Annotated in this window: 29 protein-coding genes; 12 read left to right on the top strand and 17 right to left on the bottom strand. The window is 63.8% G+C overall.

Features of this window, described 5'->3' with window-relative positions:
* Positions 1-6: 6 nt before the first annotated feature.
* Positions 7-309, bottom strand: coding sequence for a DUF7565 family protein (locus tag ACFQJC_RS12805; RefSeq protein WP_390224072.1), 303 nt, complete (start codon positions 307-309; stop codon positions 7-9).
* 97 nt (positions 310-406) lie between these two features.
* Between ACFQJC_RS12805 and ACFQJC_RS12800 the strand changes: the two genes are divergently transcribed.
* Positions 407-1,171, top strand: coding sequence for a PHP-associated domain-containing protein (locus tag ACFQJC_RS12800; protein ID WP_390224071.1), 765 nt, complete (start codon positions 407-409; stop codon positions 1,169-1,171).
* A 19-nt stretch (positions 1,172-1,190) separates the two neighbouring features.
* Here ACFQJC_RS12800 and ACFQJC_RS12795 read toward each other — a convergent pair whose 3' ends face one another.
* A complete protein-coding gene (locus tag ACFQJC_RS12795) occupies positions 1,191-1,718 on the bottom strand; it encodes a metal-dependent hydrolase (RefSeq protein WP_390224069.1) in 528 nt (175 codons plus the stop codon).
* A 57-nt stretch (positions 1,719-1,775) separates the two neighbouring features.
* Positions 1,776-2,303, bottom strand: coding sequence for a CinA family protein (locus tag ACFQJC_RS12790; protein WP_390224067.1), 528 nt, complete (start codon positions 2,301-2,303; stop codon positions 1,776-1,778).
* A gap of 96 nt (positions 2,304-2,399) precedes the next feature.
* Here ACFQJC_RS12790 and ACFQJC_RS12785 point away from each other — a divergent pair, with 96 nt between their 5' ends.
* The gene (locus tag ACFQJC_RS12785) at positions 2,400-3,617 is read left to right on the top strand and encodes an ArsA family ATPase (RefSeq protein ID WP_390224065.1); all 1,218 of its coding nucleotides are present in this window, start codon (positions 2,400-2,402) and stop codon (positions 3,615-3,617) included.
* A gap of 31 nt (positions 3,618-3,648) precedes the next feature.
* Here ACFQJC_RS12785 and ACFQJC_RS12780 read toward each other — a convergent pair whose 3' ends face one another.
* The 4 genes from ACFQJC_RS12780 to ACFQJC_RS12765 form a co-directional block, all read right to left on the bottom strand.
* Entirely contained in the window at positions 3,649-4,491 is an 843-nt protein-coding gene (locus ACFQJC_RS12780; RefSeq protein WP_390224063.1) for an SDR family oxidoreductase, read from the bottom strand.
* A gap of 81 nt (positions 4,492-4,572) precedes the next feature.
* Positions 4,573-5,349 (bottom strand): endonuclease V, encoded by a 777-nt coding sequence (locus ACFQJC_RS12775; RefSeq protein ID WP_390224061.1) that lies wholly within the window; start codon positions 5,347-5,349, stop codon positions 4,573-4,575.
* A complete protein-coding gene (locus ACFQJC_RS12770; protein WP_390224059.1) occupies positions 5,350-6,267 on the bottom strand; it encodes a rhomboid family intramembrane serine protease in 918 nt (305 codons plus the stop codon).
* Between the two features lie 133 nt (positions 6,268-6,400).
* Complete coding sequence (locus ACFQJC_RS12765; protein WP_390224057.1) at positions 6,401-6,934, bottom strand: inorganic diphosphatase; 534 nt, start codon at positions 6,932-6,934, stop codon at positions 6,401-6,403.
* A 335-nt stretch (positions 6,935-7,269) separates the two neighbouring features.
* On the opposite strand from ACFQJC_RS12765, the gene ACFQJC_RS12760 reads away from it, so the two are divergent.
* Positions 7,270-7,629, top strand: a complete 360-nt coding sequence (locus tag ACFQJC_RS12760; protein WP_390224055.1) for a PadR family transcriptional regulator — start codon at positions 7,270-7,272, stop codon at positions 7,627-7,629.
* A 15-nt stretch (positions 7,630-7,644) separates the two neighbouring features.
* Here ACFQJC_RS12760 and ACFQJC_RS12755 read toward each other — a convergent pair whose 3' ends face one another.
* Together ACFQJC_RS12755 and rnhA are read right to left on the bottom strand one after the other, a co-directional pair.
* Positions 7,645-8,208 carry a DUF7108 family protein gene (locus tag ACFQJC_RS12755; protein ID WP_390224053.1) on the bottom strand — a complete coding sequence of 188 codons (564 nt, stop codon included), beginning with the start codon at positions 8,206-8,208 and terminating at the stop codon, positions 7,645-7,647.
* Positions 8,201-8,794, bottom strand: coding sequence for a ribonuclease HI (rnhA, locus tag ACFQJC_RS12750; RefSeq protein ID WP_390224051.1), 594 nt, complete (start codon positions 8,792-8,794; stop codon positions 8,201-8,203). The genes ACFQJC_RS12755 and rnhA overlap by 8 nt, the downstream gene beginning before the upstream one ends.
* Before the next feature lie 108 nt (positions 8,795-8,902).
* Here rnhA and ACFQJC_RS12745 point away from each other — a divergent pair, with 108 nt between their 5' ends.
* The 4 genes from ACFQJC_RS12745 to ACFQJC_RS12730 all read left to right on the top strand — a co-directional run bounded on the left by ACFQJC_RS12745 (position 8,903) and on the right by ACFQJC_RS12730 (position 12,161).
* Positions 8,903-9,883, top strand: coding sequence for a transcription initiation factor IIB (locus ACFQJC_RS12745; protein ID WP_390224049.1), 981 nt, complete (start codon positions 8,903-8,905; stop codon positions 9,881-9,883).
* A gap of 60 nt (positions 9,884-9,943) precedes the next feature.
* Entirely contained in the window at positions 9,944-11,206 is a 1,263-nt protein-coding gene (gene nreA / locus ACFQJC_RS12740) for a DNA repair protein NreA (protein ID WP_390224048.1), read from the top strand.
* A 63-nt stretch (positions 11,207-11,269) separates the two neighbouring features.
* Positions 11,270-11,935: a hypothetical protein gene (locus ACFQJC_RS12735; RefSeq protein ID WP_390224046.1), complete on the top strand. Its 666-nt coding sequence runs from the start codon at positions 11,270-11,272 to the stop codon at positions 11,933-11,935.
* Positions 11,936-11,996: 61 nt separating this feature from the next.
* Complete coding sequence (locus ACFQJC_RS12730) at positions 11,997-12,161, top strand: hypothetical protein (protein ID WP_390224044.1); 165 nt, start codon at positions 11,997-11,999, stop codon at positions 12,159-12,161.
* A 24-nt stretch (positions 12,162-12,185) separates the two neighbouring features.
* Here ACFQJC_RS12730 and ACFQJC_RS12725 read toward each other — a convergent pair whose 3' ends face one another.
* Genes ACFQJC_RS12725 through ACFQJC_RS12710 form a run of 4 tightly spaced genes read right to left on the bottom strand, consistent with a single transcriptional unit; the run spans position 12,186 to position 14,259 of the window.
* Positions 12,186-12,641, bottom strand: a complete 456-nt coding sequence (locus ACFQJC_RS12725) for a DUF302 domain-containing protein (protein ID WP_390224042.1) — start codon at positions 12,639-12,641, stop codon at positions 12,186-12,188.
* Positions 12,642-12,698: 57 nt separating this feature from the next.
* A complete protein-coding gene (locus ACFQJC_RS12720; protein WP_390224040.1) occupies positions 12,699-13,307 on the bottom strand; it encodes a GrpB family protein in 609 nt (202 codons plus the stop codon).
* On the bottom strand, positions 13,304-13,975 hold the full coding sequence (locus ACFQJC_RS12715; RefSeq protein WP_390224038.1) for a CPBP family intramembrane glutamic endopeptidase: 672 nt from the start codon (positions 13,973-13,975) through the stop codon (positions 13,304-13,306). The genes ACFQJC_RS12720 and ACFQJC_RS12715 overlap by 4 nt, the downstream gene beginning before the upstream one ends.
* Positions 13,976-13,977: 2 nt before the next feature.
* Positions 13,978-14,259: a DUF5789 family protein gene (locus tag ACFQJC_RS12710; RefSeq protein ID WP_390224036.1), complete on the bottom strand. Its 282-nt coding sequence runs from the start codon at positions 14,257-14,259 to the stop codon at positions 13,978-13,980.
* Positions 14,260-14,407: 148 nt separating this feature from the next.
* Here ACFQJC_RS12710 and ACFQJC_RS12705 point away from each other — a divergent pair, with 148 nt between their 5' ends.
* Entirely contained in the window at positions 14,408-15,391 is a 984-nt protein-coding gene (locus ACFQJC_RS12705; protein ID WP_390224034.1) for a cell division protein CdpA domain-containing protein, read from the top strand.
* A gap of 1 nt (position 15,392) precedes the next feature.
* Here the strand turns inward: ACFQJC_RS12705 and ACFQJC_RS12700 are convergent, their stop codons facing one another.
* Genes ACFQJC_RS12700 through ACFQJC_RS12690 form a run of 3 tightly spaced genes read right to left on the bottom strand, consistent with a single transcriptional unit; the run spans position 15,393 to position 18,108 of the window.
* Positions 15,393-15,926, bottom strand: coding sequence for a Mut7-C RNAse domain-containing protein (locus ACFQJC_RS12700; protein ID WP_390224032.1), 534 nt, complete (start codon positions 15,924-15,926; stop codon positions 15,393-15,395).
* Entirely contained in the window at positions 15,923-17,671 is a 1,749-nt protein-coding gene (gene polX, locus ACFQJC_RS12695) for a DNA polymerase/3'-5' exonuclease PolX (RefSeq protein WP_390224030.1), read from the bottom strand. The genes ACFQJC_RS12700 and polX overlap by 4 nt, the downstream gene beginning before the upstream one ends.
* Complete coding sequence (locus ACFQJC_RS12690) at positions 17,668-18,108, bottom strand: DUF5788 family protein (RefSeq protein WP_390224029.1); 441 nt, start codon at positions 18,106-18,108, stop codon at positions 17,668-17,670. Before ACFQJC_RS12690 ends, polX begins: the two co-directional genes overlap by 4 nt.
* Before the next feature lie 141 nt (positions 18,109-18,249).
* Between ACFQJC_RS12690 and ACFQJC_RS12685 the strand changes: the two genes are divergently transcribed.
* Together ACFQJC_RS12685 and ACFQJC_RS12680 are read left to right on the top strand one after the other, a co-directional pair.
* Entirely contained in the window at positions 18,250-19,092 is an 843-nt protein-coding gene (locus tag ACFQJC_RS12685; RefSeq protein ID WP_390224027.1) for a hypothetical protein, read from the top strand.
* Between the two features lie 174 nt (positions 19,093-19,266).
* Positions 19,267-20,616: an alkaline phosphatase family protein gene (locus tag ACFQJC_RS12680; protein ID WP_390224025.1), complete on the top strand. Its 1,350-nt coding sequence runs from the start codon at positions 19,267-19,269 to the stop codon at positions 20,614-20,616.
* Between the two features lie 37 nt (positions 20,617-20,653).
* On the opposite strand, the gene ACFQJC_RS12675 is transcribed toward ACFQJC_RS12680, so the two are convergent.
* Positions 20,654-21,742, bottom strand: a complete 1,089-nt coding sequence (locus ACFQJC_RS12675; RefSeq protein WP_390224023.1) for a tubulin/FtsZ family protein — start codon at positions 21,740-21,742, stop codon at positions 20,654-20,656.
* A 118-nt stretch (positions 21,743-21,860) separates the two neighbouring features.
* Between ACFQJC_RS12675 and ACFQJC_RS12670 the strand changes: the two genes are divergently transcribed.
* Together ACFQJC_RS12670 and ACFQJC_RS12665 are read left to right on the top strand one after the other, a co-directional pair.
* Entirely contained in the window at positions 21,861-22,379 is a 519-nt protein-coding gene (locus ACFQJC_RS12670) for a DUF7310 family coiled-coil domain-containing protein (protein ID WP_390224021.1), read from the top strand.
* Positions 22,376-22,816 carry a DUF7311 family protein gene (locus ACFQJC_RS12665; RefSeq protein ID WP_390224019.1) on the top strand — a complete coding sequence of 147 codons (441 nt, stop codon included), beginning with the start codon at positions 22,376-22,378 and terminating at the stop codon, positions 22,814-22,816. The genes ACFQJC_RS12670 and ACFQJC_RS12665 overlap by 4 nt, the downstream gene beginning before the upstream one ends.
* Positions 22,817-22,826 lie beyond the last annotated feature (10 nt).

Below are 22,826 nucleotides of genomic sequence, written 5' to 3'. Positions count from 1 at the left end.
CTTCGCTCAGAGCGCCCCTCGCTCGCGGAGTTGCTCGACGACGTTGCCGAGGTCCGCCTGTGCTTCGATTTCTCCTTTCACGTCTTCGCGGGTTCGGACGGCCGTCGAGTCCGCCTCGTAGGCGCGGACGTACTCGGCGCGTGTGTGCTCGTCGAAGGCGTGACGGATGGCGAAATAACCCTCCGGGACGATGGTTCCACACACCTTGCACTCGTGACGCTCGTGCTCGACCGTCTGATGAATGATCGTACTCTCGACGTCTTCGAACTTGGCATCGCACCCCTCGATGCCGCATTTCCACCGGGACATAGTTGACCCACGAAGGTGAGCACCAAAATCGTTTCTTCGGCTGTCTTTCGTCTTCCAAATAGCAATCACTAACTGGGACCTGTTCGGACAGAGGAACGTGACAGCGCGCACGGCGACTCGGGTGGACATGCACGTGAAAATCCTCGACGAGCGCGTGGTCAAGCGCGCGAAGAATCGAGATATCGACGTTCTGGTGTTCGCTCCCCACTTCGTCCGCCTTCCCGACATCCGTGCCCGCGCCGAGGCGTTCTCCGACGACGAGTTGCTGGTCGTCCCCGCCCGCGAAGTCTTCGCCGGACCGTGGCACGACCGGTCGCACCTGCTCGCAATCGGTCTCTCGGACCCCGTGCCGGATTTCATCACGCTCGACGGTGCACTCGCCGAGTTCGAGCGACAGGGTGCGGCCGCGCTCGTTCCGCACCCCGAACTGCTGAACGTCAGCCTCTCGGAGGCGCAAATCCGCGAACATATCGACCGTCTCCACGCCGTCGAGACGTACAACACGAAGGCCTTCTCCAGACACAATCGCCGCGGCCGGGAAATCGCTCGGGCGACTGGTCTCCCCGGGTTCGGGTCGTCGTACGCGCACCTGCGGAGTAGTATCGGTGAGTCGTGGACCGAGTTCGACCGCCCGATCGAGTCCGCATCGGACCTCGTAGCGGCGCTCAGAGAGGGAGCGAACCGTCGCGTCATGCACCGGTCGGGACTCGGCCACACGGCGCGCGGGTTACTGGAGTTCGCCCACCTCGGCTTCGAAAACTCGTGGGGAAAAATCGACCGTCTGCTTCTGTCGGGGATGGAGCCGACGCATCCCAACCATATCGCCTACCGCGGCGCGTTCGAAGACGTGAGCGTCTACTGAGTTGGCTCTGGCTTCGAACTCATATCATCAACGCGCCGAGCGCCGTCGTCGCCGACGAGAGCGACGTGTCGAGCGAGAACAGGTAGTAGTGGATTCCGGCGAGCACCGCGAGTTCTGCGACTGTGACGACGACGGTCACGATGTCGGCGTACTTCGAACTCGTTGCGACGCCAGTCGGCAGGTCGTACTCCTGTGGCGACAGCGGGTAGAACAAGGCGATACCGCGTTTCGACCCGACCATATCGAGGACGTAGTGGGTAGCGACGCCGATCCAGACGTACTGGAGGTTGCCGAAGATGAGCGGGAACGCGAGGAAGATGGCGAGCACCGGCAGGTTGTGGAGCGTCTTGCGGTGCTTGCCGAACGCGGTGTCCACGTCGGGAAAGAGTGCCCCGAGGACGACCGGGAGTGAGAGCATGGCGACGTTCTCGGCCAGTGCGAACGCCGAATCTGTCGTCGGCTGGAAGTTTCGCGGGTCTACGGTGAGGATGAGTCCGAGTCCGAGTGCGAGGAGAATCGCGTTGAGCACGTGGCCCTTTTTGTTCATGTATGGTGACTGGTTGCGCACCCGATACAAAGGTTTCTCACGTGCGCCGGCCCACCGTCACGATTCGTGTTCGAGTGTTGAGACTTCGTCGGCGAGCAGTTCGAGCGCGCCGCGAGCAATCTGTTCTTTCACCTGCGTGCGCGACCCGTCGTACTCGAATCGCTCGACGCGTGCGTACGAGTCGTTGCTCCCCCACGGGGCGGCGTAGGCGACGCCGACGAAGACGGTCCCCACGGGCTTTCCCGGGAGGCCGCCGTCTGGACCGGCGATACCAGTCGTCGCCACCCCCCACGTCGTGTCGGCCACGTCGCGGACGCCTGCGGCCATCTCGCGGGCGACCGGTTCGGAGACCGCACCGTGTTCGTCCAGCGACTCTCTCGACACGGCGAGTTCGGCGCGCTTGGCGTCGTAGGAGTAAGTGACCAGTCCGCGGTCGAAGTAGTCACTCGACCCCGGAACGTCGGTGAGCAGCGAGCCGATGAGACCGCCGGTACAGGATTCGGCGACGGCGACGGTGTGGCCTGCGTCGCGGAGCAGGTCGCCGACGCGTGCTTCGATAGGTGGGTCGCGTGCGAACTCGCGCATACAGGGGATGGCACGCCCCGAGACAAAAACCCGCCTCACGTTCGCCGACGTTCCGAGACCGAGAAGTACACAAAGCCCCGCCGTGCACGGTCAGGCATGGACATCGACGTCGAGCCGACCGACCCCGCCGAGACGGACGACGAAGACGGACCCGCGGAGATAGAAGTCGAAGCCACCTCACCCGACGAGACGACGCCCGAAGAGACGGCGACCACCGAGCGAACCGGACTCCCGAAGGGCATCGACGCGCCCGACTACGTCCTCTACGGTGGGAAAGGCGGCGTCGGGAAGACGACGATGGCCGCCGCGACCGGTCTCGCCAGCGCCGCCGACGGCACGGCGACGCTCGTCGTTTCGACCGACCCCGCCCACTCGCTGTCCGATACGCTCGGCGTCTCGATTCCCCCCGAACCGACGCGTATCCGCGACGATATCCCCCTCTACGCCGCCGAAATCGACCCCGATACGGTGATGGAAGGACCGTTCGCGGGCGGCGACGGCGAGGACTTCGACACCGACGACCCCGACTACGACACCAGCGAGTACGACGACGACAACCCCTTCGTCGGCGACGACCAGAACTCGCCGTTCGGCTCGATGGGCGACGCGATGGGCGGGTTCGAGGACTTGCTCGGCGGCGACGGCCCGATGGGAATGGGCGGCTCGATGCCCGGCGCGGACGAGGCCGCGGCGATGCAGCAACTCCTCGAATACCTCGACGACCCGCGATTCGAGCGCGTCGTCATCGACACCGCGCCGACGGGCCACACGCTTCGCCTGCTCGAACTCCCCGAGATGATGGACTCGATGCTCGGGCGAATCGTCCGCATGCGCGACCGCTTCTCGGGCATGATGGACAACATCAAAGGCATGTTCGGCGGCGGTCCCGACGACCCGCAGGCGGGCATGGCCGACCTCGACGACCTCCGCGAGCGCATCGAGCGCCTCCGGGCCGTCCTCCGGGACCCCGCGAAGACGGACTTCCGCGTCGTCATGATTCCCGAGGAGATGAGCGTCGTCGAATCCAAGCGCCTCGTGGACCGTCTCAACGAGTTCGGCATCCCCGTCCAGACGCTCGTCGTCAATCGCGTGATGGAACCGGTCGAGGACATCGCAGACGTGGACGAGCAGTGGATTGTCGCGCCCGACTTGGACCACTGTGAGTTCTGTAAGCGCCGCTGGCAAGTCCAACAAGAGGCGCTCAGAGAGGCAACGGACCTCTTCCGCGGGCGCGACGTGAAGCGCGTCCCGCTGCTCGCAGACCAGGTGCAGGGCGAGGACGCACTGCGCGTCGTCGCCGCCTGTCTCGACTGAGCGACGAAGAGCGACGAAGTGCGAGGGAGAATTAGGGAAGTTTTCGGGCGAACTCGAACAGCGTGTCGCGCCACTCGTCGGGCACGAACCGAGCGAGGACGCCGAATCGGGCGACGGTGCCGGGTTGGTAACGCGCTCGCGGCTTGGTCGAACTCGCGGCGTTGACGATGTCGTCGGCGACGCGTTCCGGTGGGATTGCGCCCGGACCGCTGCCGCCGAGTGCCTGTCTGTCCTCGAAGAGTTTGTAGAGAGATTCGTAGGCACCCGAGCGGTCGAGTCCGTCGTCTTCCTCGCCGCCATCGACCTCTGCGCGGACCCGAGAGCCGAACTGGGTCTCGACCGGGCCGGGTTCGACGAGCACGGCGTCGATACCGTACTCGCGGACTTCGGCGCGGAGCGCGTCGGTCATGGCTTCGAGGGCGAACTTCGACCCGGAGTAGACGCCCGACCCGGGGAAGGAGATGCGCCCGGCGACGCTGGAGACGTTGACGATGGTCCCGTCTTCCTGTGCGCGCATGTGGGGCAAGACGGCGCGCGTGAGGCGATGCGGGCCGTAGACGTTCACGTCGAACTGGCGCTCGACGCGCTCTGTCGGCACGTCCTCGATGGGACCCATCTGGCCGTAGCCCGCGTTGTTGACGAGACAGTCGATGCGGCCGTGTTCGTCGATGATTCGGTCCACGACCCGAGCCACGTCTTCGTCGTCGGTCACGTCCAGCGTGGCGATGGTCGCCCCGCGCTCACCGAGCGTTTCGATGTCTGCCGGGTTGCGAGCGGTCGCGTAGACCTCCCACTCCTCGTCGAGGAATTCGAGCGCCGTGGCGCGCCCGATTCCAGACGAACAACCAGTGATGAGAACCGTCTTTGGATGCACGTCCGTAACTCGGGCGCGTCGCTGTTAAGTGTAGGCGATTCGGTACGATTCGATTCCGTCGAAATCTGGGTCCGAAGACTGTCAGGTCCTGTAGGACGCTTTGGCTTCGTCGGCGTAGGCGTCCGCCTGACGCGTCGGTTCGGGGAGTTTGTAGTCGCCCGAGAGATTCGCAATCAGTTCGACCGCCGTCTCGGCCGAGAGTCGATGGCCGGGGCTGACGTACAGGGGATTGACGATGGGCCGCGAGTCGTACTGCCGCGACTGGTAGGCGTAGCCGATGACCGTCTCAGAAGTCGCCTCGTGGTCGCCGACGGAATCGACCGAGCGGTTGGCGACGATAGGCGTCTGCCACCCCTCAGGACGCCCGTCGGTGTCGGTCTTCGGCGTGCCGCACAACAGCGATTTGGCGACGCCGATGCTCGGCGTGTCGAAGACGACGCCCATGTGGGTGGCGAGGCCGGCCTGCCGGAAGTGGATGCGACCGGAGCCATCGAAGACGAGGAGGTCCGGGTCGGAGTCGAGCGATTCGAGCGCGTCGATAATCGGCCCGCCCTCGCGGAACGAGAGCAGGCCGGGAACGTACGGGAGGTCGAGCGGTGAGACCGCGGCCGTGCGCTCGACGACGGTGCCGCCGCGGAAGACGACGACAGCGCTCACGGCTACGTCATCCAGAAACGCTTGGTCGATGCCGGCGACGAGAGGCGCGTCAACCGCGGGCGAATCGAGCGAGACGCTCGCGGGGTCGAAGTCGAAGTCGTCTTCGAACGTCGCGGCCGCGGCGACGTCGGCCTGCAAGGATTCCATCTCGCCGCGGGAGAGACCCGGACGAGGCGCGAACTCGGGGTGGACCTGCCGCATTCAGAACCGGCCGCCGGGACCGCCGCGCCGTCCGCCGAACGACATCTGACTCGGGACCCGGTGGCGGCCTTTCACTCGCTGGCCGTAGGCGAGTCCGATGACGAGTCCGACGAGGTGGGCGAAGTGAGCGACGTTGCCCTGGCCGACCGTCGCGGCAGCACCCGGTGCGAGGAAGAACACCGTCGAGAGGATGGCGAAGCCGAAGGTGAAGAGCCACAGGGGGATGGGGATGACGAAGTAGAGGTAGATTTTCAGGCCGGGGTTGAGGACGGTGAGGACGCCGAGGATGGCGAACACCGCGCCGGATGCGCCGAGCACGTACGTCGGCACGCCGGGTGTCAGAATGATACTCGACAGGATGTGGGCGAGACCCGCTGCTGCGCCCGCGCCGACGAAGAGGATGGCGAACGCTCTCGACCCGATGTATCGTTCGACCGGCGGGCCGAAGAAGTACAGGACGATGGAGTTGCCGACGATGTGGAAGAACGACACCGGACTGTGCGAGAACACGGAGGTGACCCACGTCCAGACGTACAACGGCTGGTCGCTGCCCAGCGTGAACAGCGCGTTGAACGTTCCCGTCGGGAAGATGCCGGCTTGCGTCCCGAGGATGACACCCCATTCGAGCGCGTACGTCACCCACATGAGCGCGAGGAAGAGGTAGGTGAGGTTGCCACGGAAGTAGCCGAGGACGCCGCCCGTCTGGGTCACGCGGTTGAGGACGCTCTTCGAGCGACCGGAGGCGCTCACGGAATCGTCGAAGTCGCTGGCGAAGACGCCTTCGGGGTCGTTCCAGTTGCTTAGCCCGGCGCACTCGTGATTTTCAGGAAGGCGGTGTTCGGAGCAGAACGTGCCCCCACACCGAGAGCAGCGGTACGGCAGATTCTCGTGCCGTCCGCAGATATCGCAGGTAGCCATTACTGACGACTAACAGTGGCGAGATAAAAAGGGGTTCCCTCGCGCGCGCCGTGGTTGCACAGCCCACGATGGCCGATTGCCGGTGCCGTGGCTCTGGGATTCGCGGCGTGAAAAGTGCGTAGGAGTAGGAGAGTTACGCGAAGTTCTCTTCGTACAGGTCCATCGCGTGCTCGATGGCGTCCTTCGCGGCCTCCTTGTCTTCCCAGCCGAGGGTCTCGACTTCCTTGCCCGCTTCGAGGTTCTTGTAGGTCGAGAAGAACTCGTCAATCTCGTCTTGGGTCTGCTGTGGGATGTCGTCGAGGTCTTCGATGTGGTCGTAGCGTGGGTCCTCGGTCGGGACAGCGATGACCTTGTCGTCCTGCTCGCCGTCGTCGTCCATCTTCATGAGGGCGACCGGGCGGGCTTCGATGACGCAACCGGGGAAGGTCTGGTCTTCGACGAGCACGAGCACGTCGAAGGGGTCCTCGTCGTCGTAGTAGGTCCGCGGCATGAAGCCGTAGTCAGAGGGATAGTGCACGTTGGAGTGGAGCACGCGGTCGAGGACGACGCCGGGAATGTCCTTGTCGTACTCGTACTTGTTGCGCTCACCTTTCAGGCACTCAACGACTGCGTAGATGGTGTCCGGTGCGTCGGGTCCGGTCTCCATGTCTTCCCAAAGATTTGCCATACGTGGTTCAACCGCGAAGCGAGCAAAAGGCCTTTCGGCATCGGTTGAGACCGATATTGAGTGCGCCCTAACCGGACGCAAAAATTTCTCGGAAAAAATAGGTATTCTCTGAAGAATCTTCAGGCACCATTTTGAGTATTCCTATGAGATTCTCCCTAGGCTCTCTGTATCATATGTTGGATAGACGTATCGTTACTGTGTAGAATAAACCCGTTCGATATTCTGCAGTCTTGTACGCTGTCGCTCGGTTTATACTCACTTAACGGTGAATTACTAGTCGTGAAACCGACTGCGCGTTGACAAAGGTTAAATAGGTAGGTGACATTTCCACTACTATGTCAGAGGCACAAACAATTAGCAGTGAATCTGGTGTGGCTCGGGACCTCACCGCATTCCAGCAGAACATCCTCGTCATCCTTGCCGAGGAACCAATGTACGGGCTTGCTATCAAGCGCAACCTCGAATCCTACTACGGCACCGAAGTCAATCACGGTCGCCTGTACCCCAACCTCGACGACCTCGTCGAGATGGGTCTCGTCGAAAAGAGCGAACTCGACAAGCGTACGAACCAGTACGAACTGACCGACGACGGTCTTCAGGCCGTCCTCGACCGATTCAACTGGATGCTCTCGAAGTTCGTCACCGAGTCCGAGCGCGGCGAGATGGTCTCGGACCTCATCGACGCACAACTGTAAGGGATCGAACTGACTTCACCGGGCTGGTTCGGGAACATCGACGCCGGCGGCGTCGAACAACAGTTCGAGTGATTCCCCCACAATCGACCGTTGTTCCTCGGTCGGCCACGCGTTGCGTGGATAATATTCTTCGAGAAACTCACGGACTTCGGGAGCGCCGGCTGTCTCTATCTTCCGGACGTAGTGGTTACCGAGGAAGTCGGCGAAGGCGCGGGCGTTCTTCCCGTGGTCGGGGCCGTGTTCGGCTTCGACCGATTCGACGAGGCTGGCGTTGTGCGCCTCGATTTCGTGCCACGCGCTCTCGGTGCCGGTTCCGGAGAGCGGCCGCTCGATACCGCGGTCGGTGTCGTCGATGCGAGTCACATCGACGTTGCCGTCCGCGTCGAGCCAGTCGTCCGGGTAGAGCACGAGCACGTCGTCGTCTTCGCGGTGACGCGCGACGAAACCGTGCTCCGAGAGTATCTCGTCGCGGTCGGTGAGGTAGGCCGCCCGTTCGTTCGAGTCGAGTGCGTCGCGGGCGAGGCGGGTCAGTCGTGCGGCTTGCTGTTGGATATCCTCGGGGAGTTCGGGCTCAGGCATTGTCGAGGGCCTCGTTTGCCAGTGAGTCTGCGCGGTCGTTTATCTCTCGCGGAACGTGCTCCAGGGACCAGCGGTCGAAGTTCTGTAGGAGTTCGTGGGCTTTCACGCGGCGCTCTCGCAACTCGGGGTTGTTCGTGTTCCACTCGCCGCGAACCTGTTTGACGATGAGTTGGGAGTCGCCGCGGACGTCCACCTCGTCGTAGCCGTACTCGACGGCCGCGGTCAGCGCCGCGATGAGCGCTTCGTACTCGGCTTGGTTGTTGGTCATCGTCCCGAGTCGTCGGGAGCCTTCGGCGACGATGCCGTTGCTCGTGACGATTGCCCAGCCGACGGCGGCGGGACCCGGGTTGCCGCGACTCGCCCCGTCGAAGTAGACGTGAGCGCGGCCGCCACCGGGTTGGATGAGTCCCAACAGACTCGCCGGTTGGGACCCCTGGACCACCACTTTGTCGTCGTAGGCGACGGCGGTCGCACCGTCTCTCGTCGCGCGCCACTGCTCGTGTTCGGTGTTTCCGGGCGTCACCGAGACGCCCGCCTCTTCGAGTCGTCGTCGGGCCTCGTTGGGGTCGCACTCGACGGTCGGCATACTCCCATGTCGCCGGGGGGACGGTTTAGCACGTTCGTTCGCCCGTCAGCGACCGCCTCACCCCGGCCCAATTTTTAAGTGGCAGTAAACAGACAATATATAAATGCGATGAAACGGCCTACTCGCCAGCGGGAACGTGAGTCCAACCGGACTCGGTGGGGAGACGAGTCTGAAGACAGCGACGAGGGGTACGACGACATCGACCTCGACGACCTCGACCCCGAAGAAGTCGTCCGGACGGGCGACGGAGAACTGATTCACAAAGAGACCGGTATCGTCATCGAAGAAGAAGAGATAGACCGCGGTCCGGAGTGGCGCGCGTTCAACCACTCCGAGCGCCAGTCCAAGTCGCGCGTCGGTGCGCCGATTACGGAGACGATGCACGACAAGGGGCTGACGACGACCATCGACTGGAAGGACAAAGACGCCTACGGGCGGTCGATTTCCTCGAAGAAGCGGTCCCAGATGCATCGCCTGCGCAAGTGGCAAGAGCGGATTCGCACGAAAGACGCCGGCGAGCGCAACCTCCAGTTCGCGCTCAGCGAAATCGACCGCATGGCGTCGGCGCTCGGCGTTCCGCGCTCGGTCCGCGAAGTCGCCTCGGTCATGTACCGACGCGCACTCAGCGAAGACCTGATTCGCGGGCGCTCTATCGAGGGCGTCGCAACCTCGACGCTCTACGCCGCCTGCCGGAAGGAGGGCATTCCGCGCTCGCTCGAAGAGATTGCGGAGGTCTCACGCGTCGAGCGAAAGGAAATCGGGCGGACGTATCGCTACATCTCTCAGGAACTCAGTCTGGAGATGCGGCCGGTAGACCCGAAGAAGTACGTCCCTCGATTCTCGTCCGAACTCGACCTCTCGAAAGAGGTCCAGTCCAAAGCCAACGAGATTATCGAGACGACCGCCGAGAAGGGACTGCTCTCGGGTAAGTCGCCGACTGGCTACGCTGCCGCGGCCATCTACGCCGCCTCACTCCTCTGTAACGAGAAGAAGACCCAGCGGGAAGTCGCGGACGTGGCACAGGTGACCGAAGTCACCATCCGGAATCGCTACCAAGAACAGATCGAAGCGATGGGCATCCACAGCTAACGTCCTTCGATTTCCCTCTTCAGTCGCAGAACTCATTGTACCTGAGCGCCGACTCCGAGTGTGAAGCTCGACGAGTACATGGACATCGAGCGAGACGAGCGCGCAGAGCGCCGCCGCCTCGCCCAAGAGAAGTCCTACGGCATCCTCGACCACCTCGAAACCTTCCAGGACCGGTTCGAGGAGACGGTCCAAGGTGACTCGCTCTACGGCGGCGTTTCACCCTCGATTTTCGTCGGGCGCTCGAACTACCCGCGCGTCTCGACGGGCATCCTCTCGCCCGTCGGCCACGACGAAGACGCCGGGAGCTTCGAGACGAGCGCCGGATGGTACACCGAGGGCGTGAGCATCTCGGACGTGTTCGAGCGCCGCACCTCGCTTCTCAACTCGAATCAGAGTACGAAAGTGACCAACGTCGCCGACTCGTGGGACGGCTTTCTCGGCACCCAGCGCGAAGTCGCCATCAGCGACAGACCCGTCACTGTCGAAATCGGTCTCGACGGCACGCCGAATCTGGACTTCGACGCGACGTCGGACGACGTGGCGACGCCGGTCGGTCCGCGCGCCCGAGCGACCTCCGCCGACCTCGCCGAGAACCCGCACGTCCCGAAACTCGTCCAGAAGACGCTCGAAGACGACGACTGGAACGCGCAGGGGGCGATGACCTACCTCTATCGCCGCGGGTTCGACGTGTACGACATCAACACCATCCTCTCGGCGGGCGCGCTGGGCCAGACCCAACAGCGCCGACTCGTCCCCACGAGATGGTCGATTACGGCCGTGGACGACACCCTCGGCAAGTACCTCAGAGGGACAGTCAAACACAGCGACACCATCGACTCGGTGGAAGTCTACCGCAACGAGTTCATCGGCAACGCCTTCTGGGTCATCCTCGCCCCCGGTCGCTGGGAGTTCGAGTTGGTCGAGATGAAAGCCCCCGGAAGCGTCTGGAATCCCGACCCGCAGGCGGGGATGTACCTCGCGGCCGACTCGGAAGGCTACGAGGGTCGCTCCGGCTACGTGAACGAGACGGCAGGTGCGTATCACGCCTCCCGACTCGGCGTCCTCGAACACCTGCAAGACCGTGGCAAACAGGCCAAGGCGCTCGTCCTCCGCCACGTCTCGGACGAGTACTGGGGTCCCGTCGGCGTCTGGCAGATTCGTGAGTCGATTCGCCACGCCTTCGAGGGCGACCACGCGACGGCAGAGACGTTCGGCGACGCAGTGCGGGACGTGGTGAACTACCTGCCCGTCTCGCTGGCCGACCTCCGACGGAAGTCCACGATGGCCGCCGGATTACAGACGAACATCTTCGACTTCGAGTGAGTCTATTTTTCGAGACGTTCACGGCAAGTAGCTATTAGAGCCGTTGGCTGGATAGTCACGCAAATGGTCCAACGAAAGACGGCAGCCGTCGCGGGTCTCGCACTCTTGCTCCTTCTGGCTGGCTGTGCACAGGTGTCGGTCCACTCCACGGTCAACGCCGATGGCAGCGTCTCCGAACTCACGTATCAAATCAACACCTCTCGGACGGCCTACGGATACCTCGAAGAGGCCGCCGAGGAAGAGGGGTACGAGAGCGTCGAAGACCAGATTCTGAGCGACTTCAACGAGACCGAACGCGAGCAAATCGAGTACAGCGAAGAGTACAACGGCGATACGGTGACGATGACGCTCACGCGGGTCGATTTCGTCCCCGGTGAAGACAGCGGTATCAGCGTCACCACCGAGGACGGCGAACTCGTCTACGAGGACCTGAACTTCGTCGATGAGGCGGCGGCGGCGGAGACAGAGTCCGAGTTGTCGCAGTCGATTACCAGCGGCATGTCCGTCGATTACTATCTGACGATGCCCGGCGAAATCACCGATTCGAACGCCGACGTGGTCGATGGCAACACCGCCGAGTGGCACGAGAGCGGGTCGGAAGCGTTCAACGACAACCGCATCTACGCCCGCAGTGAGAAACCGACGTTCTCGATGGCACCCGGATTCGGGCCCGCCACTGCGCTGGTCGCAGTTCTTGCCATGGCGCTGGTTGCGCTTCGGCGGGAGTAGTCCGGTCACTCGTTCTCACTGTTGCCGAATCTTTTTGCTATCTGACCAACCTGTTTCGACTATGGTTCCCCTCCAGATGGTTCCCGGCGGTCCCGAACTGCTCATCATCTTCCTCCTCTACGGCATCGGCTTCTTGCTCCCCGTCGCCGCCGCAGTCGCAGGACTCTATCTGCTCTACAAGATTCGCGGCGATATCGGACGCATCGCGGACGCGCTGGAAGAATAAGGTCGATTCTGCGTACGCTCCCGCTCAGGCTTCGACGGCGTCGAGGTTGGCGAACGCCTTCTCGACGAGTTCGCCCGTATCGGCGATGATGTCGGCCATCGTGTCGTCGTCGGGGGCCATCCCGACGAGGCGAGCGACGCGCATGATGCTCACGTGGTAGACGACCTGCCTTCCCGGCTCTTCTTCCCAGACGACGACGTTGCAGGGGAACAGCCCGCCCATCTTCTTGTTCGTCGCGTCGAGAGCGCGGTCGGCCATCGTCGGGTTGCACGCGCCGAGGACGTAGTACGGGTCGCGGTCGGCATCGATTTTCTCGTTGAGCATCTCGGAGGGCGAGAACTCAGTTGCGACGCCGAACCCGGCGTCCGTGAACGCCTCGCGGACGTGTTCGATGGCGTCTTCGTGGTTCATTTCGAGCACGGCGCGCTCTTCACCGATGTCTTCCGGGGCGATAGCAGCGGGGTCGATTGGAAGTGCCATAGCGACCATTGAACCCGGAGCGACCAAAAGGTATGGTAGTGTGCAGAGTGTACACAATCACGGCGGGTCGAAGTCGTCGCTCGCCCCGTCGATGACCGACTGGACGAACGACGACTTCGCGCTCGTGTAGGCGCTCCGATTCTCTCGATGCGACGATTCGAGGGCACGCTTGAGTGATTCGTACTCGTCTCGTCGGTCCGAATCGGCGCGCAGTGCGTCTCGAAACGCGACCTGGTCGCGGTGGCACTCGCTCCCGCGTTCGGTCACACTCAGGTAGTGTGTCCGGCGCGACTCGGGACCGCGAGCGAAGAACCGTCGGTCCGGTACCTCGTCGTTCGGTCGCTCTTCGTAGCCCAGTTCTTCGAGTTCGCGGGCGAGTGCGTCCGTCTCGCCGAGGTCCGAGACGAGCGCCAGTATATCGAGAATCGGCTTGGCGGCGAGACCCGGAATCGACGTACTGCCGACGTGTTCGAAGCCGAGGACGTACTCGTCGATTCGTGGGTCGAGTCGGGCCACTTCTCGGTCGTACGCGTCGCGCCAACGCGGGTCGTACGAGACGAGTTCGACCGTTCCGCGAGCGAGTCCGAGCGCGGGTTCGTCAGTCGGTCTGCCGGCCGATTCGTCGGCCGGTTCGCTGAACGACTCGTCGTCCCACTCGTCGCTCATATCGGAATCGGAAGCCACTGCAACGCGGCGACGACGTCGTCCGGGGGGAACAGCGGCGGGTGGAGCACCAACCAATCGAGGAGAATCAAGCCGAACCCGTGGGCGACGATGGAGGGGAGAATCGAGTTGCTCTCGTAATCGACCAGTCCGAACAGCACGTCCGTCGGGGCCGAGAGGACGACCTCGATTGGCGGTTTGCCGAAGTGGTGGAAGGCGTAGAGAACCGGGCTGATGAGCGCGCTCTTCCGGCCGATATCGCGGATACCGACGCACAGCAACCCTCGATAGTACGTCTCGGCCGCGACGACGACCAGCAGTTGCTGGGCGGCGTGCGGGAGAAACTCGACGAGGTCCGTCGAGGTGTGCCACATCGGGTAGTACGACCGAACGGAGGGGAGCGACGACCCGACGAGGTAGAACGGAAGGACGAACAGCGCGAGAAGCAGGGTGTTTCGGAGCGCGGCGCGGTCAACGTTCCAGCCGAGGTTGCGGCCGTGAGAGACGGCGAGCGCTCCGGGGATGAGGATGAAGAGTAGTGCGTCGTGGACCGCACGGTAGGTGAGACTGCCGCCGGGAATCGGCCAGAGACTCCACGCGGCACCGACGATTCCCCCGACGAGCAGGGCGCGATGGAGCCACGGGAGGTCGGAGAGCCGGCGGCGGAGCACCGTTATTCCGTCTGGACCGGCTCGCGTCCGATAACGTCCAGCACGTCGTTGACGAACGTCTGGCGGGTATCGAAGTAGGTCTCGTCAACCTGTTCGAGCAGGTCTTCGAGCGTCTGCGGGCCGGCGGGCGTCCGAACGACGGCGTCGCCTTCCTTGTTCAGGATGCTACTCGTCTCTTGGGGCCAGGTGAGTCGAGAGGCGACGCGTGCGAGGGGTGCGCCCTCGACGGACTCGCCCTCTCCAAGCTCAACAGCGGGTGCCTCGTCTGCTTCCTCGTCAGCCATATGGGCGGGGGTTGGCTACCGCGCATGATAATCCCTTCGAGATTCGCATCGAATACGGACGCGACTGGCCGAATCTGCGGCAAAATGTGTTTGTATTCGGACAAATGTCTGACGCATCGTTTTAGGGTCCGGTTTCGTAGGCAGGGCTATGACCAGTCTTTCGGAGGCGTATCACGGTGGCCGCGGTGGGCCGAGTCTCCGACGGCTGTCCCTGGGACTCGGTGTGTTCCTCGCCGGGGTACTGCTCGTCGTCGCGGGCATCGTGGTCGCAACGACGGACCTCTACACGTCTGGCGGGGCCACGCTCGGTGAAGCACGAGAGCTTGGGGGCATCCTCGGAGGTATCGGCGTTCCCGCGGTGTTCCTCGGAGTGTTTACTGTACTCCCCGCGAGCGCGCGAACCCGCGCCGCGGCGGTTATCGGAGCGAGTGTCGCCGTCCTCGGCGTCGCGCTGTTCTCGCACGCCTACCCGTGCCAGTGGTCGGGTGCGACCTGCGGTGCCGGGCTTGCTGACCTCACCTTGGAGACGGTCGCCGTCTACTTCTTCGGCACGCTCACGACCTTCTGGTGTCTGTTCGTCGGCGTCGCCAACTTCAAGACGCGCAACGACCCCGGCGGCACGGCGACGGTGCAGGTCACGAAGAAAGGCGAGACGCGCGTCGTCGAAGTCGAAAAGACGGTTCGCGGCGGTCTCGGCGGCATCGGCTTCCTCGGCGGCACGCCCGACGGCGAAGTCGAGACGCAGACCAACAAGCCGACGGCGAACGCGGCCGACGGCGGCGTCGAAGCCGAGCGAATCACCTCGCCGCTCGACGACCAGCAACAGGCGTCGGCGACTCCCGAACAGGCCCAGTCGGTCGATAAAATCGGGTCGTCGCCCTCGACACGCCCGGTTCAGCGAAATCAACCGTCCCAGAACGGCCCGCAGCAGACGAGCCACCAGCAGGGACAGAGTCGCCGCGTGCAGGCAGAAGAACAATCCGAGGAAGTCGGAGACCGCTACTGCGGCAACTGCACCTACTTCGAGTACGTGCGGACCTCCAGCGGCCTGCAACCGTACTGCTCTGCCCACGACGAGATGATGCAGGACATGGAAGCCTGCGACGCGTGGATTCCCCGCGGCCGAGAGTAGTTTACTCGCCCGTTTCGAGCGTTTTTAGTGTCGTTTCGACGTCGTCCCAGTGACTTCCCCGCCAGAACACCTGCCCGCAGTCTCGACATTTCCACAATCGAACCGCGTCGGCGTCGGGCGCGTACGCCGGCACCGACTCTCCCTCCTCGATTGGGTTGACGACTCCATTACACGACCCACAGCGTGCCGGCTTATCACTCAGCGAGAGTTCGAACCCGACGGCGAGTAGTTCCGAAAGCTGGTCGGGCGGCGACCGCCCCGTCAGCAGCACGCTCCTTGCGGCGCGTTCTGCGAGCGCCACGTCGCGGGTGAGAAGCACGCGCTTTTCTTCTTCGGCCCGTTCGAGCAACGCATCGTCGCCGGGGTCCTCGCCATCAGAGTCGAGTGCGTAGGCAGTATCGTAGCCACACATCCGCAGGTAGACGGCGAGTTTGCCGAGCATCACGTCGAGGAGGAGCGCGGTGTCTGCCGGTGCGGCCGATTCGATTCCAGACGCGGCGGTTCCGGGGTGGCCGTCGCCCACGTCGTCGGTCAATGGAGGAACGATTCGAGGTCTGCGACCGACCGCGTGTTCAACACGTCCGCGGTCTCGACCCATCCCCGTCGCGCCGTGTGGATGCCGTAGCGCACGTCGTCCAGTTCGCCCGGGCGGTGAGCGTCGGTGTCGATGACGACGGTCGCGCCCGCGTCGATAGCGATGCGGAGGGCGTCGCCGTTCAGGTCCAGACGGTAGGGACTCGCGTTGAGTTCGAGCGCGACGTCGTTTTCGACGGCCGCCTCGGCCAATCGCCCGTAATCGAGCGTGAGACCCGGACGTCGGTTGATGATGCGGCCCGTCGGGTGGCCGAGAATATCGACCGCCGGATGCTCCATCGCCCGGACGAGTCGGGTCATCGCGGCCTCGCTGTCCTGGTCGAGCGCGCTGTGCGGCGAGGCGATGACCACGTCGAGTTGGTCGAGCACGTCGTCGGCGACCGAGAGGTGCCCCTCTGCGTCGATGTTGGCCTCGACGCCGTGGAACACGCTGATGTCGGCGTTCTCGGCGACAGCACGGACTTCGTCGGCCTGTTCGAGCAGTTCGTCGTCGTCGAGTCCGACGCCGCCGACCATCCCCGGACCGGTCGCGTGGTCAGAGACGACGTGGTAGTCGTAGCCGCGCTCGGTCGCGGCCTGGACCATCTCCTCGATGGTGTTGTCGCCGTCGGACCACTCGGTGTGGGTGTGCAGGTCGCCGCGGATGTCGCCCTCGTCGATGAGGTCAGGGAGGGTTCCGTCGCTCGCGGCCTCGATTTCACCCGTGTCCTCGCGGAGTTCGGGTGCCACGAGCGGGAGGTCGAGGGCGGCGTACATCGATTCCTCGGTCGCGCCCGCGACGCGAGTTCCGGCGCGCGGGTCGCTGTCGGGGTCGTCCACGTCGCTGATGTCGAACATCCCGTACTCGTTCATCTTGAGGCCGCGGTCGATGGCGACGTTGCGGAGGTGGACGTTGTGGTCCTTGCTCCCCGTGAAGTACTGGAGGGCCGCGCCGTACTCGTCGGGAGTGATGACACGCAGGTCCACCCGCATGTCGTTCACGCGGACGCTCGCCTTCTGCGTCCCCGCTTCGATGGTCTCGCCGACCGGGTCCCACGCGACGAAGCGGTCGATGACGGCCCCGGCGTCGTCACTCTCGACCAGCACGTCGATATCGCCGACCGTCTCGCGCCAGCGACGAAGCGACCCGGCGGGTTCGGCACGCGAGACCGCACTGCTCGCTTCGAGATACGCGATGAGGTCGTCGGCGACCGGTCGCGCCTTGCCAATCGTCTCGCGTTGGTGCGACTCGCGGGCGAAGTCGATGCCGTCGAGGATGTTCTGTTCGGTCTTCGCGCCGAAGCCTTTCACCTCCTGAATTCGTCCCTCGCGGGCGGCGGTTTCCAACTCGTCGAGCGTGGTGATGCCGAGTTCCTCGTAGAGCGCCCCGACCGTCTTCGGGCCGACGCCCTCGACGCTGGTGAGTGCGGCCATCTCGACGGGCAACTCCTCGCGGAGTTCCTCTAGCTCCTCGATTTGGCCCGTCTCGAAGTACTCGACCACCTTCGAGGCGATGGCGTCGCCGACGCGGTCGATCTCCATCACGCTGTCTTTGCCTTCCTCGGCGAGTCGCTCGATTGCGTGGGGGGACTCGCGGATGTTCTCTGCGGCGCGGCGATAGCTCGACGGCTTGTAGGCGACGCCCTTCGCGTCGAGCAAGTCCGCGAACTCGTCGAACAGCGCGGCGACTTCGGCGTTTCGGCTCATCGACCGCCTCGCTTGCTCTTACCGCCGTCTCGACCAAGCGCCTGTTTCAGGAAGTTCATCCAGCGTTTTTGGTCGGCGGCGTGCTTGAGTTTGGCCTCCTGTTCGAGGTCCACGGGGCGGAGTTGTTCGAGCGCGTTGAGCGCGCGGTCGATGCCGATGATGTCCTGGACGAGTTGCCTGCCCTCCTCGTAGCTCACCTCGTTGTCCTCGATCTTCTGGAGGCGCTCGATTCGCTCCCGACGCAAATTGCGCTTCGCTTGGTCCACGCGCTCTTGCTCGCCGGTGGGAATCGTGTCTCGGCGTTTAATCTCGAAGACGAACTGCTGGAGGTCCACCTGCTCTCCTTGTACCTCGATGGTCTCTGGAATCTGTGCGCCCACCGTCGCCCCCTCGCGGTTGACGCGTTCCAAGAGTTGCTTTCGTTGGAACTCTTTCACAATGGGTGTTCTCTCGCGCGACACTTTGCTCCATCGCCCTCGGACCGTCGTCTGTCACGAATCGGGTCGAGCGGAGCTGAATCGTCCTGTTTCGCTGAAAAACGATTATCGATAATTCGTGCGTATTAGTAGCCTGTACTCATGTCTTTCAACGACCAACCTACCGTGGGAGAACCGTCTCCAGAGACTCCAACGCTGTTCAAACGCGCTCGGTTGTACGCGTTCTACCTCCTCGCGCTGGTGACATTAGCGATGGCCGCGGCGTTCACGGCGGAACTCCTCACGCTCTCGCTCACCGGCTGGGGCTCGGCCGGCGTACTCCTCGCAGAGCATCGTCTGCACGTGATGACGATTGCCGCGCTCATCTGGATTACCGTCCTCGGTGTCGCGGCCCAACTCTACAGACCTCGGAGACGCGCGGCACTGCTCCAAGCCTCCTTCGGCGTCGTGACGCTCGTTCTCCTCGGGACGGTCCTCGGGGGCGGGCCACTCCAAGAAGTCCTCCCCTTCTTCATCCTCATCGGTCTCATGACGCTGTTGCACCCGGAGGGCCTGAACGTCCTCGCGTCGGGTGACGACTACAGTCCGGTACTGCTCGCACTCGTCGGCGTCGCGGCGATTCCGCTCCTCGCGTTCGCAGCGAACCAAGTTCTCTTACAGGGGTCGGGAGACTCACACGCCCTCCTCGGTCACTACGCAGAGATGGCCGTCATGTCCATCGCGCTGTTGATGATGGGTCTCATCGCCTCGGCGGGTGCGACGGGCCACCGCTACGTCGCGTGGGAGACCGCTGGTCTCGCCGTCTACGTCGGGTCGCTGTCGATTGCGTTCCCGGCGCAGGCGTCGGCGGTCGGCCTCATCTGGGGGTCGTTGCTCATCGTCTGGGGCGTCTCGTTCGTCGCCGTCAGCGAACTCCGGACTGCGGGGCGGACGACGCTCGGCCGCGAACGACAACTCGACGTTGACCGGACGTTGCGGGTGTAACCACTCTAGCTGCGTCTCTTCCCAGTTGGGTGGCACACTTAGCTTCCAGTAGTTTGCCACATCTAACGGACAATGTTGTCGCCGTCTGGGACGCCACCCGACGCGCGTCCGATATTGACGCAAAGAGCCGTCAAGAGACGAACTTTCTTATGGCTATCTGGGATATCGTTGTGCATGGGTTTGTTCGACCGACTCCGCGGCAAGGACCATCCGCGTGTCGCCTTCATCGGTATCGATGGTGTGCCGTTTAGTCTCCTCTCTGAGCATCCTGAGGAGTTTCCGAACGCCGCCGCACTCGCTTCTGAGGGTGCTGCAGGCGCTATCGACAGTATCGTTCCCCCCGAATCCAGCGCGTGTTGGCCCGCCCTGACGACGGGCGTCAACCCCGGTGAGACGGGCGTGTACGGCTTCCAAGACCGCGAAGTCGGCTCCTACGAGACGTACGTCCCGATGGGCCGCGACGTGCAAGCGACCCGTCTCTGGGACCGCGTCACCGACGCCGGCCGCAAGGCGACCGTGATGAACGTCCCCGTCACGTTCCCGCCCCAGCGCAACGTCCAGCGCATGGTTTCGGGATTCCTCTCGCCGAGCGTCGATAGCGCGGCGTTCCCCGACGACTTCCGCGACTACCTCGAATCCATCGACTACAAGATAGACGTGAACGCCAAACTCGGTCACGACGACGACAAGTCGGCGTTCATGGAAGACGCCCACGAGACGCTCGACAAGCGCTTCGAAGCCTTCCAGCACTACTTCGAGAAGGACGACTGGGACCTCTTTTTCGGCGTCTTCATGACGACCGACCGGGTCAACCACTTCCTCTTCAAGGACTACGAGCACGACGGCGAGAACAAGGAGGCGTTCCTCGAATTCTACCGCAAGGTGGACGACTACATCGGCCGCCTCCGCGACCAACTCCCCGAGGACGTGACGCTCGTCATCGCCTCCGACCACGGCTTTACCACGCTCAACTACGAGGTCCACTGCAACACGTGGCTCGAACAGGAGGGCTGGCTCTCCTACGAGAGCGACGACCACGACTCGCTCTCCGACATCGCCAGCGATTCGAGGGCCTACTCGCTCATCCCCGGTCGGTTCTTCATCAACCTCGAAGGCCGCGAACCGCGCGGGTCGGTCGCCCAAGAGGACTACGAAGCCGTGCGCGCCGAACTGAAAGCAGAACTGGAAGCGCTCGAAGGGCCGGACGGCAAGAAGGTCGCAGAGCGCGTCGTCGTCAAGGAAGAGGCCTTCCGCGGCGACCACGACGACATCGCACCCGACCTCGTCGTCATCCCGAACCACGGCTTCGACCTCAAGTCCGGGTTCAAGGGTCACGACGACGTGTTCGGCACGGGGCCGCGCAACGGCATGCACAGCTTCGACAACGCGACGCTGTACATCGACAATCCGGACGCAGACATCGAGGACGCCGACCTCTACGATATCGCGCCGACGATTCTCGACCTGATGGAAGTCGAGTACGCGCGCGCCGACTTCGACGGCGCGAGCCTCATCCAGCAGTAACGCACTAAAAAACAGTTTTTTCGCAGACTGCGCCCGGTTAGAGGAGGCTGTCGAGGTCGTCGTTCTGCCACATATCGTCCGGGTCTTCGCGCGAGGCGGCCTCGGCTTCTGCCTCTTCGATTGCCATGCGAGCGCGCTCCATGAACGCCTCGACGCGGTCGGACCGCTGGACGCCCGCGAGCAGTACCAAGACGGCGATTCGACCGCTGTCCAGCGGGAAGTCGCCGCCGCGGACTTCGAGACTCCCCGTCTCGTTTTCGACCCACCGCCGCGCTCGTTCGACGCCCTTCCGCGGAATCACGTCGGGCTTGCCGGCGACGACGACGAGCGCGGAGTCGGCGTCGCTCGCGTCCTGGAGACTCGTTCCCGTGAGGACCGCGCGACGGGTCGTGCTCATCACGGCGTTGATGTTGTCTTCGGCGACTTCGGAGGCTTCCGCGCTCGCGTAGCCCAGTGCGGCGATGCCGCCGCTCCGGAGCGTGTTGATGATTTCGGAGGAATCGACGACGCTCTCGCCGACGCCTTCGACGGCCTCGCCGGACGCGAGGAGGAGTCCGACGCGTTGGGCGATAGCCTGATTGATGGCTTCGTAACCGGCGCTCATCGACTCGCCGGACGAGCGGAAGGCGTCGTTATCGACGAGGAGGACCGCGTCGGCCTCGCGGGCGATGGTCTTGAGCGACCGACCGGCGTTGACCTGATACATCGCGCCTTCGTTCTGGCCGGGGACGATACCGAGGACGTACACCGGAATGTCGTAGATTCGCTTGAGTTCCTTTGCGAGGACGGGCGTGCCGCCGGACCCGGACCCACCACCGAGACCGGCGACGAGGAATATCGACTCGGTCTTCGCGGTCACGCTCCCTTCGAGCGCCGAGAGCACTTCCGTCTTGTCTGCTTGCATGACCTCTGCACCGAGTTCGTTGTCGCCGCCGACGCCGTGACCGTTCACTCGGTCTTGGCCGATGAGGACCGTCTCGTAGGGGAGTGACTGGAGGTCGGCTTTCGCCGTGTTCACTCCGACTGCGTCGAGGACCGCACCGAATCCCATCTGTTTGTCGAACTCGAGGAGGGCCTGCGTGAGTTTCCCACCCGCTTGTCCCACGCCAATGAGGACCGTTTTCATACGATACGTGACTCGGGCGCGCATCTTGAACGTTCCCCACCGTGGAACCGATGTGTTCTCACATTCCCGTCAGAATCGACGCCTGAGGTTTATATTCGATACCGGAACCAGCCCTCGTATGACCGACGACCTGACCCACGGCAGTGGCCCGTCACCGACCGCACCACGGAACCAGCACTCGGCACAGACCGAAACGCTCTCGGCGCGACTCGACGCCGTCGAACGAAGCCTGACTGGCGACGACGTTGCCGTCTCCTCGCTGGAAGATGCGGCCGCGGTCGAATCGCGCCTCTCGGACCTCGAAACCGCCGTCGAAGAACTCTCGGTGCGGATGGACGAAGTCGATGCCGCGACGCAGGCGATGCGCGGGTATCTCGGCGGCGTCCGCGCCGTCAACGAGGACGTAGAGCGCCGAGCGAACGCCGCACTCGCCAAAGCCGAATCGCTGGAGGGCGCCCTCATCGACGAGTCCGCGCACTCAATCGACGGACCTACGCACGCTGTGGGCGACGACGCGATTTCGGAGGCTGTCGATGCTCGCACCGACGCCGACGCGCCAGTTCACCCCGACGTTGGCGCTGAACCGAATCGGGAGGACGGTGCTGGCTTGGCCGAGCGACTCCGAGACGTCCTGTGATTCGCGTCGTCCTCTCGTGTCTCCTCGTCGTCGCAGTCGCGGGCGTGGTGTTTCCGGCGGCCGACGCCGCACGCGCCGATTCGACGGCGACGCACGTCGAGACCACCGCCGACGAGATTGCCAGCGCGGCGAGCGAACTCGTCGCGGACGAAGACCCGGCACCCGCCGGACTCGCAGGGCCGACCCGTCGCGTCACTATCTCGGTGCCGCGCGAGTCGTGGAAGCGGATAGAAGTCTCGTCGCTCACGATACGCGGCGGGACGCACCTCGAACTCGTCGCCCACACGGCAACCGGGACGACGACGGCGCGCCGAGTGGACGTGCCGCGGATACGACCCGTCGATGGAGTTCTCGAACTCGAACCGGGGGAACAGAGACTCACACTCACGTTGAGGGGCGATTCGACCGCGCCGGTCGTCGTCATCGACACGGCGTAGGTTCAAATAC

It is taken from the genome of Haloferax namakaokahaiae (genome assembly GCF_042663225.1).
Taxonomy (GTDB): Archaea; Halobacteriota; Halobacteria; order Halobacteriales; family Haloferacaceae; genus Haloferax; species Haloferax namakaokahaiae.
The sequence above is the reverse complement of the archived record's forward strand: the minus strand, read 5'-3'. Positions and strand labels throughout refer to the sequence as shown.